Origin of the sequence: Leisingera sp. McT4-56 (assembly GCF_020514995.1) — a bacterium.
Taxonomy (GTDB): domain Bacteria; phylum Pseudomonadota; class Alphaproteobacteria; order Rhodobacterales; family Rhodobacteraceae; genus Leisingera; species Leisingera aquaemixtae_A.
Genome location: NZ_JAJALF010000006.1, coordinates 173,354 through 190,350, shown reverse-complemented (window position 1 = coordinate 190,350; position 16,997 = coordinate 173,354). Strand labels below are relative to the sequence as shown.

The window sequence follows — 16,997 nt, the reverse complement described above, 5'->3', positions numbered from 1 at the left end:
GATGTCGCAGGCCTTCCACAGCGCCGCCGGGGTCTTGATGATCTCCACCCCCGCGGCCTCATAAGCCGCATCGGAAAACCCCGCCGCAGCCCCCGCCCCAGTCTCGATCGCGCAAGTGTAGCCCAGCTTCTGCAGCTGCGCCGCAGACTCCGGCGTCATCGCTACACGGTTTTCACCTGGGAATGTTTCTTTTGGTGTCCCTATTTTCACCTTGTCGGTCCCCCTCGTCCTGCCCGTGCCAGCATCCTCTGGGTACGGATCACAATGATTTCATCTACTATGCGCAAGATTATTGCGCAAGGATTTTGCTGCGTTGCCGCAAAGTCACGCTGCAATGCCGCGCCAACGTCATATCCAGCGGCGCACCTTCTGTTCATAGCGCGCCCAGTCCGCCCGGAAGGTCCGCCGCATCCGGTCTTCTTCGGGTATGACAAACCGCTTCTCCAGAACCCACAGGAACACTGGGATCAGCGGCAGTGACAGCACCGCATCAAACCACAGGACAAAACCAGCAAGTATCAGCACATCGCCCAGGTAGATCGGATTGCGGGTTCGGCTGAAGATCCCGGATTGCACCAGGCGGCTGGGTGTCTGATGCGGGATGACCGTGGTTTGCTGCCGCCGCATCTCGGTGATCGCGAGCAATGCCAGAAGAATGCCGCCGCCCACCAGAATGCCCGCCAGAAACTCCGCCCAGGCCCCGCCAAAGGATAGCCCGAAGGCAAAATGCGCCGCTTGCAGCCAGGCGGCCGCAACAAATCCGGCCAGCCAGAGGGGCGGCACATCCAGCCACCGCATCACGCCCTGCCCCCTTGCAGTATTCTGTCCGAAACAACACGCATCGCGGGCAACCTTCCCTTATCCGGCCTGCTCGTCCAGACCTGTTCGGCCGGGATTGAAAGAAAAGGACAATTTGCCCCACATGCCGCGAAAACGGCGAATCCGTTCCCGCTTGCGGCATGATCCTGCATAGTTTCGTCCGGATGCCTATGTATTTCTTTGTGTACTGAACGGCCGGCCGGCCCGGTGCCGCGCCGGGCGCCTGCCACTGAAACGCGCATTCCCGCACCATGGCGGTGCCGTGACGGCACGGCGGGGTTGCCACACGGCTGAGCCCGGATAGGCTAAGGCGCAAAACAGGGAGGCCGGACAACATGGCATTGCAAGGCAAACACGCGCTGGTGACTGGCGGCGGCACGGGGATCGGTCTGGCGATCGCCCAGGGATTGGCAGCGGCAGGGGCGCAGGTCACCATCACCGGCCGCAGGCAGGAAGTGCTGGAAGAAGCGGCCACAGATGGCCTGCACCCGCTGGCAATGGATGTGCGCAGCGAGGAGGACGTTCAGACCAGGATCGCCGAGGCGGTGGCGGCGCGCGGCCCGGTCCAGATCTGCGTCGCCAATGCCGGTGTTGCCGAGGGTGCGGCGCTGCACAAGACCTCGATGGACTTCTGGCGCAACATGATGGCAACCAATCTGGACGGCGCGTTTCTGACCATCCGCGAAAGCTTCAAATCGATGCGGCAGACCGACTGGGGGCGGGTGATCACCGTCTCCTCTGTCGCGGGCCTGCGCGGACTGAAGGGCGCGGCCTGTTATTCGGCCACCAAACACGGGCTGATCGGGCTCACGCGGGCGCTGAGCGAGGATTACCTGGGCACGCCGTTCACTTTCAACGCGCTGTGCCCCGGATACGTGGACACGCCGATTGTGGAACGCAATATCACTTCGATCTCGCAGCGTTCGGGGATGAGTGCGGTGGAGGCACTGGACGTGATGGTCAACGCCAACCGGCACAAGCGTCTGATCGAACCGGAGGAAGTGGCCGCGGCTGCCCTGTGGCTCTGCGGTCCGGGGTCCGGGTCGGTGAACGGCCAGTGCATCGAAATCTCGGGCGGGCAGATGTGATGGACCGGGAGGGGTTCAACGCATTCTGCGCCACTTTCCCGGCGGCGGAGCATGTGGTGCAGTGGGGCAATTCTGACGTTTGGAAGGCGGGCGGCAAGCTGTTTGCCGTCTGCGGCTGGGCCGATGGCAGGGACGCCTTCACTTTTAAGGCAGGCGAGATTGCCTATGAGGTTCTGCAAGAGCGCCCAGGGGTCCGCCCGGCGCCTTATCTGGCCTCGCGGGGCATGAAATGGCTGCAGCAGTTTGATGTCGACGGCCTGACGGATGCGGAGCTGAAAGAACAGATCACCCTGTCCTATCAGATGGTCACTGCGAAGCTTTCGAAGAAGAAGCGCGCCGAGTTCGGGATACCGGATCCCCGGCCAGCCAGCGGCTAGGCACTGGACAGAGCGGCCCGGATGCGGTAGCAAACGCTAAAAGCTTTAAGCTTGAAATATCCAATCGACGTGAGGCCCCCCATGACCGATTTTGCCGCAACCAAGGCGATGTTCGACCTGCCCGAAGGCGTGATCTATCTGGACGGCAACTCGCTGGGCCCCCTGCCCCGCGCCGCCAGCGAACGTGTCGGGTCGATGATGCAGGACGAATGGGGGCAAATGCTGATCACCGGCTGGAACAAGGCCGGCTGGATGGACAAGCCCAAGGCGCTGGGAGACCGGATCGGGCGGCTGATCGGGGCGGAGCCGGGCCATGTGGTGATGGGCGACACGCTGTCGATCAAGGTCTACCAGGCGGTTGCCTCGGCGCTGGAGCTGAACCCGGGCCGCAAAGTGGTGCTGTCGGACAACGGCAATTTCCCCACTGACCTGTACATGGCCAGCGGGCTGCTGAAATCGCTGGGGCCGGACTATGAGTTGCGCGTCGTGGACCCGGAGGCAGTGGCGGACGCCATCACCGATGAGATCGCGGTGCTGATGATCACCGAGGTGGACTACCGCACCGGCCGCAAGCACGACATGAAGGCGCTGACCGAAAAGGCCCACGCCCATGGCGTGCTGACGGTCTGGGACCTGGCCCATTCAGCGGGCGCCATTCCAGTGGATCTGGCCGGGTGCAAGGCCGATTTCGCTGTTGGCTGCACCTACAAGTACCTGAATGGCGGCCCCGGCGCGCCGGCCTTCATCTATGTCTCGCCGCGCCACGCGGAGACCGCCCGCCCGGCCCTGTCCGGCTGGCTGGGGCATGAGGCACCCTTCGCCTTTGATCTCGACTACCGCCCGGGCCAGGGCATCGACCGGATGCGCGTCGGCACCCCGCCGATCCTGCAGCTGACCGCGCTGGAGGCGGCGATGGATATCTGGGACATGGCGGATATGGACACCGTGCGCGCAAAGTCCATCGCGCTCTGCGATCTGTTTATCGCCGAGGTGGAAGCGAATTGCCCGCAGCTGGAACTCGCCTCGCCCCGCGACCCGGCGTTCCGCGGCAGCCAGGTGTCGTTCAAATTCGACGAAGGCTATGCCGCGATGCAGGCGCTGATTGCCCGCGGTGTGATCGGCGACTTCCGCGCGCCCGACATCATGCGCTTCGGCTTTACCCCGCTGTATATCGACGAGGGCGACGTGCGCGCGGCGGCAGAGATCATCACCGATGTGATGACCAATGCCCTTTGGGACCTGCCGGAATACATGGTCCGCCACGCGGTCACCTGATGCGCCGCACCCGCTCATACCATCTGCCGCTTTGCCGGCCGGCGGGCTGGGTCGCGCTGTGGCGCCGCCTGGCCCAATGCGGCACCCTGAACCGGAGGACGCATTCCTTTCCCTGACATATACTGAATTTAGGAAAAGGAATGATGTGATGACACACCCCTACGATCCCGCCGACGACGGCGCCCAGATGTCCTTTGACGGGCGCATGTCCTATGGCGATTACCTGTCGCTCGACATGCTGCTGAACGCGCAGAAGACATGGACCAATACCCATGACGAGATGCTGTTCATCATTCAGCACCAGACCTCTGAACTGTGGATGCGGCTGGCCATTCACGAGTTGAGCGCCGCCCGCGAAAGGCTACTTGGCGGCCAGGCGCGGCAGGCGTTCAAGATGTTGGCGCGGGTGGCGCGCATCTTTGAGCAGCTGAATTCCGCCTGGGACGTTCTGCGCACCATGACGCCCTCGGACTACACCGCCTTCCGCGATGAGCTGGGCCAAAGCTCCGGCTTCCAGTCGCACCAGTACCGGCAAATCGAATTCATGCTGGGCAACCGCAACAAGGCGATGCTGCGGCCGCACTCGCACCGTCCGGACATTCTGGCGCTGCTGGAGGCGGAACTGGCGCAGCCGTCGCTTTATGATGTGGCGCTGAAGGCGCTGGCACAGAGCTTTGCTTTGCCGGAAGAAGTGCTGAACCGGGACGTCTCTGAAGCCTATCAGCCGCATGAGGCGGTGCAGGCCGCCTGGACCGAGGTCTACCGCGACACCGAGGCCCACTGGGAACTGTATGAGCTGGCGGAAAAGCTGGTGGATTTCGAGGACTATTTCCGCCGCTGGCGCTTCAATCATGTGACCACGGTGGAGCGGGTGATCGGCTTCAAGCGCGGCACCGGCGGCACCGGCGGCGTCAGCTATCTGAAACGGATGCTGGAAGTGGAACTGTTCCCAGAGCTGTGGCACCTGCGCACCGAGCTCTGAAACACTTGCGGGCTGGGTTTTCCGGCCCGCATCACCGCGGCGTCAGCCCTGCCCCGGCCAGGGCAGCCAGCTGGCGCACCCCGTCCTGGTAAGCCTCGTAATCTGCGGCAGTCTGCTTGATCCCCTTCAATGAGGCACAGAGGGTCCGCGCAATCACCGCGGCATCGCCGCTCAGCACCGCCCGCCCGGCCGCAGCCTGCTGCTGCAGCCACTCCGCGTAGATCCCGCTCAGGGCGGCCTCGCCCTCGGCGATCACTTCGCCCGCTACGCTTTTGGTGATCTCGAACAGCTCCATCCCGTGCGGCGAGGACATCATCATTTGCACGCCCTCCCCGGCCTGGCCCTGGAAGGCCGCCAGCAGCCGCTCCGGCAGCGGCCCCGGTTCCGCCAGCGCCGCCCGCACCCCGGCAGCCGCTGCGCCGTAATAGGCGGCAACCAGCGCCCGGAAGATCGCTTCCTTGTTCTTGAAATGCAGATACAGCGCAGGCCGCGACATGCCCGCGCCCTTGGCGATGTCATCCATCGAGGTCTTGCGGAATCCGTAAGTTGAGAACGCCATCCAGGCGGCCTCAAGGATTGCCTGCTGTTTCGGATCAATGCCTGCCATGTTCATATTTCCGCTTCTGACATTGTTTGTAAAAAATGTCAATTGACACCCTGACAAAACTCGTTATTTTTGTCAGCAGCACAGCAAGGGAGCCCCGCCATGCCAACAGACCTGCGCGTCAATGGAAAAACCCATCAGGTCAATCTGCCTGATGATGTGCCCCTCCTCTGGGTTTTGCGGGATGAGGTTGGCCTCACCGGCACCAAGTTCGGCTGCGGCGTGGCCGCCTGCGGCGCCTGCACCGTCCATATCGACGGCGAGGCGGTGCGCTCCTGCCAGGTGGCGCTGTCCGACGTTTGGGGCGAAGTGACCACGATCGAGGGGCTCGGCACGCCGGACGCGATGGCGGCGATCCAGCAGGCCTGGGTGGAGCATCAGGTGGCCCAATGCGGCTATTGCCAGTCCGGCCAGATCATGCAGGCGGCGAGCCTGCTGGCGGCGAACCCGGCACCCTCGGACGCGGAGATTGACGAGGCGATGCAGGGCAACCTGTGCCGCTGCGGCACCTACCCGCGCATCCGCGCGGCCATCCATTCCGCCGCCCAGAAGATGCAGGAGGCGTAACCGATGGCCAGTTTCAAGAAAATCGCCCGCCGCAGCTTCCTGATCGGCTCTGCCGCCATTGTCGGCGGCGTTGCCTTCGGCGCCTATTACGTCAGCCGCCCTGCCCCGAACCCGCTGAAGCCGGCGGAAGGCGAAGCCGCCTTCAACCCGTTTGTGATGATCTCTGGCGAAAAGATCACCCTGATCGCCCCGCGCGCCGAGATGGGCCAGGGCGTGCACACCACCTGGGCCGCCTTGATTGCCGAAGAGCTGGACGTGACTTTGGCCCAGGTTGAGGTCATCCACGGCCCGGCCGCCACCGCCTATTACAACGCGGCCCTGCTGGGAGAGGTGATTCCCTCCAAAGGCTACGACAAATCGCGGTTTTTGCATTCGCTGGGCGAGGCGCTTGGCCATGCGGGCAAGCTGATGGACATGCAGGTGACGGGCGGCTCCTCCTCGATGAAGGACGGGTATGAGCGGATGCGGGCCGCGGGCGCCTCTGCCCGGGAAACGCTGAAGCTTGCCGCGGCCGACAGGCTGGGCATTGCCAGCAGCCAGCTGTCCACCAGGGACGGCAAGGTGATTGCTCCCGGCAACATCGAGATTGCCTATACCGAGCTGGCTGCTGAGGCCGCCGGGCTGGAACCGGTCGAGGCCCAGCTGCGCCACCGCAGCGAATGGAAGCTGCTGGGCAAGGCGCAGCCGCGTGTGGACATGCCCGGCAAGGCCACCGGCACCGCAAAATTCGGCATCGACGTCCGCCTGCCGGGGATGAAGTTTGCGGCCCTCAAGGCGAACCCCCACCTTGGCGGCGCCATGAACGGCTTTGATGCCAGCGAAGCGCTGCAGATGCCGGGCGTCGAACAAGTGGTGGACCTGGGCAACGCCTTTGCAGTGGTTGCAAACAACACATGGCTCGCCATCCAGGCCGCCGAGGCGGTCGCCGCAGACTGGGGGCCTGCCCCCATTCCGGGCACGCAAGCGGAAATCCAGGACGCCATCCGCGCTGCCTTTGACGCTGAGCCGAACTCCACCCTGCGCGACGATGGCGATGTCTCTGCACTTCCCCAAGGGGCGCAGGAAGTCTCCGCCGAATACGAGGTGCCCTTCCTTGCCCACGCGACGATGGAGCCACTGAACGCCACCGCGCTCTACGACGGCAGCAAACTGCAGCTCTGGAGCGGCAATCAGGGGCCGCTTCTCACCCGCAACCACTGCGCCGATGCGTTGGGGATCGACCCCGAAAAGGTCGAGGTGAACACCCCGATGATGGGCGGCGGCTTCGGGCGGCGCGGCGAGTTGGACTTCTCGGTCTATGCCGCCAAGCTGGCGCGGCAGATGCGGGGCACTCCGGTGCAGCTCACCTGGAGCCGGGAAGAGGACATGACCCATGACTTCTACCGCCCCGGCGCCATGGCCCGGATGCGGGGCGCGGTGAAGGACGGCAGCGCGGTTCTGCTGGATGGACAGATCGCCAGCCAGGCGCTGACCCCGCAGCTGATGAGCCGCTGGTTCGGTATGACTCCCGCAGGCCCAGACACAACACTTGTCGACGGCGCCTTCAACCAGCCCTACGGCATCCCCAACTACCGCATCCGCGGCCACGCCGCGGAGCTGCAGGTCCCGATCGGCGCCTGGCGGTCTGTCGGGGCGTCCTTCAACGGCTTCTTTATGGAAAGCTTCATGGACGAGATGGCCCATGCGGCCGGTGCCGACCCGCTGGAATTCCGCCTGGCCCTCACCCGCCGGGAATGGGCGCCCGCGGCCAAGGTTCTGGAAGCGGTCAAGGAGATGTCCGGCTGGACCGGCAAGACGGCTGACGGCGTGGGCCGGGGCGTTGCCATGACCTACAGCTTCGGCACCCCGGTGGCGCAGGTGATCGAGGTGGCAGAGGAAGACGGGCTGATCCGCCTCAGGAAGGCCTGGATCGCCGCCGACCTGGGCGTTGCGCTGGATCCGCGGAACCTGGAAGCACAGATGTTCGGCGGCATGGCCTATGGGCTGTCAGCAGCGATGTTCGGCGAGATCACCTTTGCCGAAGGGGCGGCGGAGCAAGGGAACTTCCCCGATTACGACGCCATCCGCATGCACACGATGCCCGAGGTGGAGGTCCGTATTCTGGAAGAGCAATCGCATATCAGCGGCGCAGGCGAGCCCGGCACCCCGCCCGCGGCCCCGGCGCTGGCCAACGCTCTGTTCGACCTCACCGGCAAACGCGCCCGGCGGCTGCCGCTGATGCATGACTTTGATCTGCTGATCTGAACCAAAATACGGCCTGCCCCGCCAGGCGGGCCGCCTCCCTCCTCAGGTGCCGCGAAAATCTTCTATGCAGATTTTTGCAGACCGGTCTGCGCCCCGGCGTCCGCCCATCTCCGCACCGCCGCCCCGAAAGCCTCAAACAGCGGGCGGGACACCGGGTCCGCTGCCGCCTCCCACTCCGGGTGCCATTGCACCGACAGGGTAAAGCCCGGCGCATCCTTGATATAGACCGCTTCCGGCGTGCCATCCGGCGCGTGGCCGTCAATGACAACCCGCGCACCCGGGCGCTTGATGCCCTGGCCGTGCAGCGTGTTGGTCATCACTTCCTCAGCGCCGAACAGGCGGTGGAACACCCCGCCGGAGTTGAACTTGACCGTGTGGCGCAGGGCGAATTTTTCCTCCAGCGTGCCGTCCGGCGGCATCCGGTGGTTCATCCGCCCCGGCAGGTCGCGGATTTCCGGGTGCAGGGTTCCGCCCATTGCCACGTTCACCTCCTGAAAGCCGCGGCAGATACCCAGGAACGGCTGGCCGCGCTCGACGCAGGCGCGGATCAGCGGCAGGGTGATCGCATCACGCGCCCGGTCAAAGGCGCCATGTGCATCGGTCTCGGCCTCGCCGTACTCATTGGGATGCACATTGGGCCGCCCGCCGGTCAGCAGGAAGCCGTCGAAGGTATTCAGCAGCTCCTCGACAGTCACGAACCGCGGGTCCGAAGGGATCATCAGCGGCATGCAGCCCGCCACCTCGGCAATCGCCTCGGAATTCATCGTCCCGCCCGCATGCACGGGGTACTGATCGTTCAGCAGATAAGAATTGCCGATAATGCCAACCTTGGGTCGTGCCATATTCCGCATGTCTCCGTTTCCTGGCAGAAAATCTAGCCCTGCCAGGGCACGGGTTCAACCGCAGTGATGGCGCAACGCTCTGTTCACGCACGCACTTGAGGCTCAGATTTCGCCCTTGAGGCCCGCGGCTTCGATGCCCGCCACAGCCGCAATGGCGTCGTTGTCCGAGGTGTCGCCGGTCACGCCAACCGCGCCGATCACCGCGCCGTCCGCGCCGCGCACCAGCACGCCGCCCGGCACCGGCACCACCTGGCCGCCGTAAACGCCGTTCACTGCGGCCATGAAATAGGCCTGCGCCTCTGCCCGCGCCATCTGGGCGCTGCCAGCCATGCCCAGCATCACCGAGCCGTAGGCCTTGCCGTGGGCAATCGCAAACCGGCCCGGCGCGGCGCCGTCTTCGCGCTCAAACGCCTGCACATGGCCGCCGGCATCCAGCACTACTGCGGACAGCGGCTTCAGGTTCAGCTCCCGCCCTTTCTCCAGCGCCACGCGGATAATGGTGCGCGCCTGTTCCAGTGAAATCGCAGCCATGGGTTCAGCCTCCTCTCCTGACGTTACGGAACAGAAAAGGAGGCCAAAAGGCCCCCTTTGACTACCCCTGTTTGCGGGGAAACTGTTTCATCCGGTCAGTTTGCCGCGGTCAGCTGGCGGCTTCCTGGGCCTTCAGCTCCAGCCGGCGGGCATGCAGCACCGGCTCGGTGTAGCCGGAGGGCTGCACCCGCCCCTTGAACACCAGGTCGCAGGCCGCCTTGAAGGCGATGGTGTCATAGCCCGGCGCCATCGCGCGGTAGGTGTTGTCGCCGCGGTTCTGCTCATCCACCACTTTGGCCATCTTGCGCAAAGAGCCCATCACCTCCTCTTCCGAGACGACGCCATGGTGCAGCCAATTGGCGATGTGCTGCGCCGAAATCCGGCAGGTGGCGCGGTCCTCCATCAGGCCGACGTCGTTGATGTCCGGCACCTTGGAGCAGCCGACGCCCTGATCGATCCAGCGCACCACATAGCCGAGGATGCCTTGCGCGTTGTTGTCCACTTCGCGGGCAATCTGGCGCGAGGTCCACTTGCGGTAGGTCGCCAGCGGGATTTCCAGGATGCCATCCACATGAGCGCGGCGGCCGCCCTCTTTCAGCTTGGCCTGCACCGCCAGCACATCCACCTTGTGGTAATGCAGCGCGTGCAGGGTCGCAGCGGTCGGGCTCGGCACCCAGGCGCAGTTGGCGCCGGATTTCGGATGCTCGATCTTCTGCTCCAGCATCGCCGCCATCATGTCCGGCATTGCCCACATGCCCTTGCCGATCTGCGCCTTGCCGCTGAGGCCGCATTCCAGGCCGATGTCGACGTTCAGGTTCTCATAGGCGCCAATCCAGCCCTTGCGCTTGATGAAGTCCTTGCGGGAGAACGGCCCGGCCTCCATCGAGGTGTGGATCTCGTCGCCGGTGCGGTCCAAGAAACCTGTGTTGATAAAGGCGACCCGGTGCTTGGCGGCGCGGATGCATTCCTTGAGGTTCACTGAGGTGCGGCGCTCCTCATCCATGATGCCGATCTTCACGGTGTGGCGCGGCAGGCCCAGGATGTCCTCGACCTTGTCGAAGATCCGGTCGGTAAAGGCGACCTCTTCCGGCCCGTGCATCTTGGGCTTCACCACGTAGACAGAGCCGTGGGCAGAGTTGCCGCCCTCGCGCTTCAGGTCGTGCTTGGCGATCATCACGGTGATCAGCGCATCCAGCAGGCCCTCGTATGCCTCGTTTCCGTCCTTATCCAGTACTGCCGGATTGGTCATCAGGTGGCCGACATTGCGCACCCACAACAGGGCGCGGCCCTTGACGGACATGGCCGAGCCGTCCGGCGCGGTATAGCCGAAGTCCGGGTTCAGGCGGCGGGTGATGGTCTTGCCGCCCTTCTCCAGCTCTGCCTCCAGATCGCCCTTCATCAGGCCCAGCCAGTTGGAATAGGCCTGTACCTTGTCCTCGGCATCGACGCAGGCGACCGAATCCTCGCAGTCCATGATCGCCGACATCGCGCTTTCCAGCCGCACATCGGCCAGCCCCGCCTGGTCGCGGGCGCCGATAGCATGGGCGCGGTCGAACACCAGTTCCACATGCAGCCCGTTGTTGCGCAGCAGCACGGATTCCGGCGCCTTGGGGTTGCCGCGGTAGCCTGCGAATTTCTCCGGCTGCGCCAGCGGCAGGTCGTCGATCAGCAGCTGGCCGTCCTGCACGTGATAGCGGCGCACGTCCGCGTGGCTGGCGCCATTGATCGGGAACGCCTCATCCAGGAACACCCGCGCCCGCGCCACAACCCGCGCGCCGCGGCCCTTGTCATAGCCGCCCTTGGGCGCCGGGGTTCCCATCGCATCGGTGCCGTAGAACCCGTCATACAGGCTGCCCCAGCGCGCATTGGCCGCGTTCAGCGCATAGCGGGCATTGGTGATCGGAACCACCAGCTGCGGCCCCGGAACCTTGGCAATCTCAGGGTCCACGTTCTGCGTTTCGATCTCGAAATCGCCGCCCTCCGGCAGCAGGTAGCCGATGTCGGCCAGAAACGCCTTGTAGGCCTCGTGATCATGCGGCTTGTCCCGGTTGGCGATATGCCAGGCGTCGATCCTGGCCTGGATTTCCTCGCGTTTCGCCAGCAGCGCGCGGTTTTCCGGGCCGAAGCTGTTCACCAGCTCCGCCAGGCCTTTCCAGAACGCCTCGGCCTCGATTCCGGTGCCCGGCAGCGCCTGTTTCTCGATGAACTCCGCCAGCTCCGGCGCCACCTGAATTCCCTGTTTCTCGACCCGGCTCATGACTTGCTCCTTCCGGCGGTACACCACTGTATGCTGACATCTAACTAGGGCAGAAGTTTCCAGTCAGCAACAAAACACCCCATCGGTGAAACCGAACTCAATTTCTTGATTTTCAAGAAAGTCCCTCAAAGGTACCAATTGGATACAATCACGGAATTTTCCGAAACCAGATTTGAAAGCCCTCCATTGTGATGAAACTAAAACTCCCAATACTCCTAGCTGTACTGCAGCTATTACCCATAAAAGCTGCCGCAAACGAATGCATCTGCGCGCTTTGTCTCTTTGGCAATCACCACATGTGGAGGATAACGGGCGAAGCAATGGCTCCAACTCTGGACAGTGGCGTTTGTGCCGTGTCGCGCTTTATCGATCCTGTCAAGGAACCACCTGCACCCGGCGATGTAATCGTCTTCAAACACCCGACTAAAGCGAACACTTCAGGGGTATTCCGGGTTGTCGCCACAGAAGGCAACACAGTCCGAATTACCGCCGGGAAAGTTATCTTGAACGGCCGCGAGCTGCCCCAAGTGCCGACGGTGCCACTAATACGCGACATCCAAGCCAATCCAAACCATCGTTGCGAGGACGCATCCCTTATTAAAGGGGGGAAATGTCCGGTAGGCCGCTATGTAGAAACGTTGCCAAACGGCCGCTCTTACGAGGTACTAGATCTCGGCTATGGGAACTTGGACAACACCCGTACATACACTGTCCCTCCAGGCCATCTCTTTGTACTGGGAGACCACAGGGACCACGCGAATGACAGCCGCGTCCCGAAAAGCGATGGTGGAATCGGATTTGTCCCAGTCGAAAACGTGACTGGCATCTTTGATGATCGTTAGAATTACTGCATCAACAGCGCTTGCAGTCCCGCCCCTATCCTCTACACCTGAAAAGAAGCAGTGCAGAGGAGAACGAGAATGGCCAAAGATACGCCCCAGACCTTCTACCTGAAAGACTACACGCCCTTCGGATATGACGTCGAAAGCGTTCACCTGACCTTCCGCCTGGCACCGGAAACCACCCGCGTCCTGAGCAAGATCCGCTTTGCCCCCAAGCCGGACGCGGCGGACAAGACGTTCTTCCTGCACGGCGAAGAGCTGAAACTGATTTCCGCCAAACTCGACGGCCAGGAAGTGACACCGGAGCTGGCCGACGGCGGTCTCAAGTGCGAGGTGCCCAGCGCCCCATTCACCTGGGAAGCCGAGGTGGAGATCAACCCGGCCGGCAATACCGCGCTGGAGGGGCTCTATATGTCCAACCGCATGTATTGCACCCAGTGCGAGGCCGAGGGCTTCCGCAAGATCACCTATTACCCCGACCGTCCCGACGTGATGTCCACCTTCACCGTGCGGATCGAGGGCGACGAGCCGGTGATGCTGTCAAACGGCAACCCGATGGGCCAGGGCGAAGGCTGGGCCGAATGGCATGATCCCTGGCCGAAACCGGCCTATCTGTTTGCGCTGGTGGCGGGCGACCTGGTGAACCACCCCGGTTCCTTCACCACCAAATCCGGTAAGGAGGTTGAGCTGAACATCTGGGTCCGTCCGGGTGATGAGGGCAAATGCGCCTTTGGCATGGAGACGCTGAAGAAGTCGATGAAATGGGACGAGGACGTTTACGGCCTCGAATACGACCTGGAACTGTTCAACATCGTCGCCGTGGACGACTTCAACATGGGCGCGATGGAGAACAAGGGGCTGAACATCTTCAACTCCTCCTGCGTTCTGGCCTCGCCCGAAACCTCCACGGATGCCAATTTCGAACGCATCGAGGCGATCATCGCGCATGAGTATTTCCACAACTGGACCGGCAACCGCATCACCTGCCGCGACTGGTTCCAGCTGTGCCTGAAGGAAGGGCTGACGGTCTTTCGCGACGCCCAGTTCACCGCCGACATGCGCTCGGAGCCGGTGAAGCGGATCGACGATGTGATTACGCTGCGCGCCCGCCAGTTCCCGGAGGACAACGGCCCCCTCGCCCATCCGCCGCGGCCCGAAGCCTTCCAGGAAATCAACAACTTCTACACCGCCACCGTCTATGAAAAGGGGGCCGAGGTCATCGGCATGCTCAAGCGGCTGGTGGGCGATGACAACTACTACAAGGCGCTGCAACTCTATTTCGAGCGCCACGACGGCCAGGCCTGCACCATCGAGGACTGGCTGAAAGTGTTCGAGGATGCCACCGGGCGCGACCTCAGCCAGTTCAAGCTGTGGTACAGCCAGGCGGGCACCCCGCGGGTCAAGGTCTCGGAAGATTACGCCGACGGCACCTATACCTTGACGTTTGAGCAATCGACGCCGCCGACGCCGGGCCAGCCCGACAAGGCGCCACGGGTCATTCCGATGGCGGTGGGCCTGTTGTCCCCCAACGGCGACGAAGTGCGCGGCACGCAAGTGCTGGAACTGACCGACGCCAAGCAGAGCTTCACCTTCGACGGCCTCGCCTCCAAGCCGGTTCCTTCCATCCTGCGCGAGTTCTCCGCCCCGGTGATCCTGGAGCGCGAGACCACCAACGCCGAGCGCGCCTTTTTGCTGGCCCACGACACCGACCCGTTCAACCGCTGGGAAGCCGGCAATGCGCTGGCCAAGGAAACCCGCGTCGCCATGGTGCTGGACGGGGCCGCACCCGATGCGGCCTATCTGGACGCGCTGGAAAAACTGGTGCGCGACGACGAACAGGATCCGGCCTTCCGCGCCCTGGTGCTGTCGCCGCCCAGCCAGGCCGACATCGCCCAGACCCTGCATGAGCGCGGCTATACCCCCGATCCGCAGAAAATCTACGACGCCGCTGAGACCTTTACCCAGACCCTGGCGCAGCAGCTGGAAACCAGCCTGCCCCGGCTGTATGCCGCAACCACGGTCGAAGGCCCCTATGCCCCGGATGCCGAAAGCGCCGGCAAACGCGCTCTCAACGGCCGTATCCTGTCTTTGCTGACCCGGCTGGACGGCGGCGAACAGGCCGCGCGCCAGTATGCCTCTGCCGACAACATGACCCAGCAGTATGCCGCTCTTGGCGCCCTGATGAAGGCCGAGAAAGGCGAGGTGCAAAGCCAGGCGTTCTTCGATCAGTGGCAGGACGACCGGCTGGTGATGGACAAGTGGTTTGCCCTGCAAATCGCCTGCGCCGCACCGGAGAAGACGGCTGCAACCGCCGCCGCTCTTACCAAACACCCTCTGTTCGACATGAAGAACCCCAACCGCTTCCGCGCGGTCTTCGGCGCGCTGGCGGGCAATCACGCGGGCTTCCACCATGCCAGCGGCGAGGGCTATCAGCTTCTGGCCGAAAACCTGATAGCACTGGACAGCCTGAATCCGCAGACCACCGCCCGCATGTGCGCCGCCTTCCAGACCTGGAAGCGCTATGACGCGGGCCGCCAGTCGCTGATCCGCGCCCAGCTCAGCCGGATTGCCGGGACAGAGGGCCTCAGCCGCGACACCAATGAAATGGTGACCCGGATCCTGGATGCCTGAAACGCCTGAAACATGCCCCCCGGCGGAGGACTACAGCTTTTCCCGCCGGGGCCGCTCCCCCGCGGCCATTCTGGCGACATGCGGCTGGCTGCTGGCGCTTCTGGTGCTGTGGCGGGTGCTGGATGCGGCCCTGTGGCTGGTAATCCTGCTGACCCTGCCGGTGATCCCGGCGCTTTTGGACCTGATCCGCAACCCCTTGTCGGGCCTCAGAATTTCCGCCAGCCGGATCGAATGGTTCAGCGGCGGGCTGAATGGCGCGGCAGAGCTTGGCGAGATAGACAGGGTACGCTTTGACACCCGCTGGGATTTCTCGGTCCGCGCCACACTGATCCTGAAGAGCGGCAAACGCATCCGCCTGCCGCAAGAGGCCACGCCGCCGCACCAGGAAATAGATGCGGAGTTTCAGCGGCGCGGAATCCGCACCGAACGCCACCATTTCACGGCATTTTGACACCCTTCTTCACGGCATTCTGGCGCCCTTCGTTAAAAGCCCGGCAAATCCATTTCGGATTGTCTGCGAAACTGCGCAAATATCCGCCGCCGCGCATGAACTTCCCCACTGCCGCCATCTTTGCGCCCCATTGCCTGACGAGACTGTGAACAACGATAAGCTGCCACTCATCAGGAAGCACAAATGCTCACACAGTCTCGACAGGCACGGGATCTTCTGACCCGGATTTCAGGTCTTGTTTCCAGCCGGTCCCGGCCAGCCGCACGCCAGGCCCCCGCCCCTTCTCCGGCCCCTGCCGAACAGCTTCTGCCCCGCCGCCTGGAAGACAGCCTGTCGATCCCGGTCTGCAGCGCAGAAGGCGACCCGGCCTGCATCGAAGCCCAGGACCGGGGCCAGTTCCTGGCCCGCCAGGAGCTTTGGGAGAAGCTGTCGCAGCAGATCCGCGAGGCCGACGAAAGCCGCGCCGCCGCCCGCTGCGGCCTGCCGCTGGCCGATCTCGTCGCCTATGGCGCCCGCGCCGACGTGGTGACCGCAACCGAGCACGCGCTGGCCGAAAACGGCGATGCCGGCAGCCGCGCCCTGATCCGCGGCCTGATGGCGTTCGAGGCCTTGCGGGCAGAGAACCGCCGCGACCCCTATCTGACTGCCCTGGTGGCGCTGGCCCATATCGACATCGGCTGGGCCTGGCGCGGCGCTGAGGGCGGGGATGCGCCGCAGCAGCCGGCCCGCCGCCGCTGCGCAGCCCATTTCGACCGTGCTGCTGCGCTGCTGGGCCCGATCGCGCAGGCCAGCAAGGACAGCCCGTTCCTGCAAGCCGCGCAATGCGCGCTCTATGCCGGCCGCAGCGCCGCAACCATGCAGGTGGCGGACGCTTACAGCGCGCTGATTGATCTGGCCCCGGCCAACCACCGCCACATGCGCGCGCTCGGCACCTACATGCTGCCGCGCAGCTCCGGCTCCTACGCCGCGCTGGAGCTGGAGGCCCGCCGCACCGCCGCGCGCACCGAGGCCACCTGGGGCGCGGGCGGCTACGCCTGGGTCTATTTCGATGCCATCACCATCGACGATCAGGCCTGCGCCCGCGTCGATACCCGTTTCTTCCTCGACGGGCTGCGCGATATCGTGCAGGCCGATGCCTCGCAGGAGATGATAAACCTGCTGGCCGCCTATTGCACCGTTGCCCTGCCCAACGGGCTGGGGCGCGACCTGCAGGCCGACGCGCCGCGGCTGAAGATTGCACAGGCCGCGGCCTGGCTGATCCGGGACCACCTGAAAGAGCTGCACCCGCTGATCTGGGCCCATGCCGCCGAAGGCTTCGACAACAGCGCCCGCATCCGCTCCGTCAGCCGGTTTGCCGCCAGCGGCCATGCCGGTGCGCTGCAGGCCATCGCAAGCCAGTTCCGCGAGGAGATCGAAGGCGGCCAGAAGGTGGCCTTTACCGAAAGAGGGCTGGAATTCAGCCCCGCGTGACTGCCCGCAATCGTTGA

The 16,997-nt window shown here is 64.1% G+C and carries 15 protein-coding genes and 1 pseudogene; 10 read left to right on the top strand and 6 right to left on the bottom strand.

Going from position 1 to position 16,997, the window contains the following annotated elements; translation table 11 throughout:
* Positions 1 to 210: pseudogene (locus LHL23_RS09935) on the bottom strand (Re/Si-specific NAD(P)(+) transhydrogenase subunit alpha); the annotation flags it as partial.
* 138 nt (positions 211 to 348) lie between these two features.
* Positions 349 to 798, bottom strand: a complete 450-nt coding sequence (locus LHL23_RS09930; RefSeq protein ID WP_226429730.1) for a methyltransferase family protein — start codon at positions 796 to 798, stop codon at positions 349 to 351.
* A 356-nt stretch (positions 799 to 1,154) separates the two neighbouring features.
* Between LHL23_RS09930 and LHL23_RS09925 the strand changes: the two genes are divergently transcribed.
* From LHL23_RS09925 to kynA, 4 genes are all read left to right on the top strand, one after another.
* On the top strand, positions 1,155 to 1,907 hold the full coding sequence (locus LHL23_RS09925) for an SDR family NAD(P)-dependent oxidoreductase (protein ID WP_226429729.1): 753 nt from the start codon (positions 1,155 to 1,157) through the stop codon (positions 1,905 to 1,907).
* Entirely contained in the window at positions 1,907 to 2,284 is a 378-nt protein-coding gene (locus LHL23_RS09920; RefSeq protein WP_226429734.1) for an MmcQ/YjbR family DNA-binding protein, read from the top strand. The genes LHL23_RS09925 and LHL23_RS09920 overlap by 1 nt, the downstream gene beginning before the upstream one ends.
* Before the next feature lie 81 nt (positions 2,285 to 2,365).
* Positions 2,366 to 3,559: a kynureninase gene (gene kynU, locus LHL23_RS09915; protein WP_226429728.1), complete on the top strand. Its 1,194-nt coding sequence runs from the start codon at positions 2,366 to 2,368 to the stop codon at positions 3,557 to 3,559.
* 148 nt (positions 3,560 to 3,707) lie between these two features.
* Entirely contained in the window at positions 3,708 to 4,541 is an 834-nt protein-coding gene (gene kynA, locus LHL23_RS09910) for a tryptophan 2,3-dioxygenase (protein WP_226429727.1), read from the top strand.
* A 31-nt stretch (positions 4,542 to 4,572) separates the two neighbouring features.
* On the opposite strand, the gene LHL23_RS09905 is transcribed toward kynA, so the two are convergent.
* Positions 4,573 to 5,154, bottom strand: a complete 582-nt coding sequence (locus tag LHL23_RS09905; RefSeq protein WP_222481152.1) for a TetR/AcrR family transcriptional regulator — start codon at positions 5,152 to 5,154, stop codon at positions 4,573 to 4,575.
* 93 nt (positions 5,155 to 5,247) lie between these two features.
* Between LHL23_RS09905 and LHL23_RS09900 the strand changes: the two genes are divergently transcribed.
* Both LHL23_RS09900 and LHL23_RS09895 read left to right on the top strand, forming a co-directional pair.
* Complete coding sequence (locus tag LHL23_RS09900) at positions 5,248 to 5,712, top strand: (2Fe-2S)-binding protein (protein ID WP_226429726.1); 465 nt, start codon at positions 5,248 to 5,250, stop codon at positions 5,710 to 5,712.
* A gap of 3 nt (positions 5,713 to 5,715) precedes the next feature.
* Positions 5,716 to 7,956 carry a xanthine dehydrogenase family protein molybdopterin-binding subunit gene (locus tag LHL23_RS09895; protein ID WP_226429725.1) on the top strand — a complete coding sequence of 747 codons (2,241 nt, stop codon included), beginning with the start codon at positions 5,716 to 5,718 and terminating at the stop codon, positions 7,954 to 7,956.
* Positions 7,957 to 8,018: 62 nt separating this feature from the next.
* Here LHL23_RS09895 and LHL23_RS09890 read toward each other — a convergent pair whose 3' ends face one another.
* From LHL23_RS09890 to LHL23_RS09880, 3 genes are all read right to left on the bottom strand, one after another.
* On the bottom strand, positions 8,019 to 8,798 hold the full coding sequence (locus LHL23_RS09890) for a gamma-glutamyl-gamma-aminobutyrate hydrolase family protein (RefSeq protein ID WP_226429724.1): 780 nt from the start codon (positions 8,796 to 8,798) through the stop codon (positions 8,019 to 8,021).
* Between the two features lie 102 nt (positions 8,799 to 8,900).
* Positions 8,901 to 9,329, bottom strand: coding sequence for a GlcG/HbpS family heme-binding protein (locus LHL23_RS09885; RefSeq protein ID WP_226429723.1), 429 nt, complete (start codon positions 9,327 to 9,329; stop codon positions 8,901 to 8,903).
* Between the two features lie 109 nt (positions 9,330 to 9,438).
* Positions 9,439 to 11,586: a malate synthase G gene (locus LHL23_RS09880; protein WP_226429722.1), complete on the bottom strand. Its 2,148-nt coding sequence runs from the start codon at positions 11,584 to 11,586 to the stop codon at positions 9,439 to 9,441.
* A gap of 191 nt (positions 11,587 to 11,777) precedes the next feature.
* Between LHL23_RS09880 and lepB the strand changes: the two genes are divergently transcribed.
* From lepB to LHL23_RS09860, 4 genes are all read left to right on the top strand, one after another.
* On the top strand, positions 11,778 to 12,428 hold the full coding sequence (gene lepB, locus LHL23_RS09875; RefSeq protein ID WP_226429721.1) for a signal peptidase I: 651 nt from the start codon (positions 11,778 to 11,780) through the stop codon (positions 12,426 to 12,428).
* A 78-nt stretch (positions 12,429 to 12,506) separates the two neighbouring features.
* Positions 12,507 to 15,059, top strand: a complete 2,553-nt coding sequence (gene pepN, locus LHL23_RS09870) for an aminopeptidase N (protein WP_226429720.1) — start codon at positions 12,507 to 12,509, stop codon at positions 15,057 to 15,059.
* Positions 15,052 to 15,510 (top strand): hypothetical protein, encoded by a 459-nt coding sequence (locus LHL23_RS09865; RefSeq protein WP_222481139.1) that lies wholly within the window; start codon positions 15,052 to 15,054, stop codon positions 15,508 to 15,510. Before pepN ends, LHL23_RS09865 begins: the two co-directional genes overlap by 8 nt.
* A gap of 183 nt (positions 15,511 to 15,693) precedes the next feature.
* Positions 15,694 to 16,980 (top strand): hypothetical protein, encoded by a 1,287-nt coding sequence (locus LHL23_RS09860; RefSeq protein WP_226429719.1) that lies wholly within the window; start codon positions 15,694 to 15,696, stop codon positions 16,978 to 16,980.
* The last annotated feature ends 17 nt before the right edge of the window (positions 16,981 to 16,997 follow it).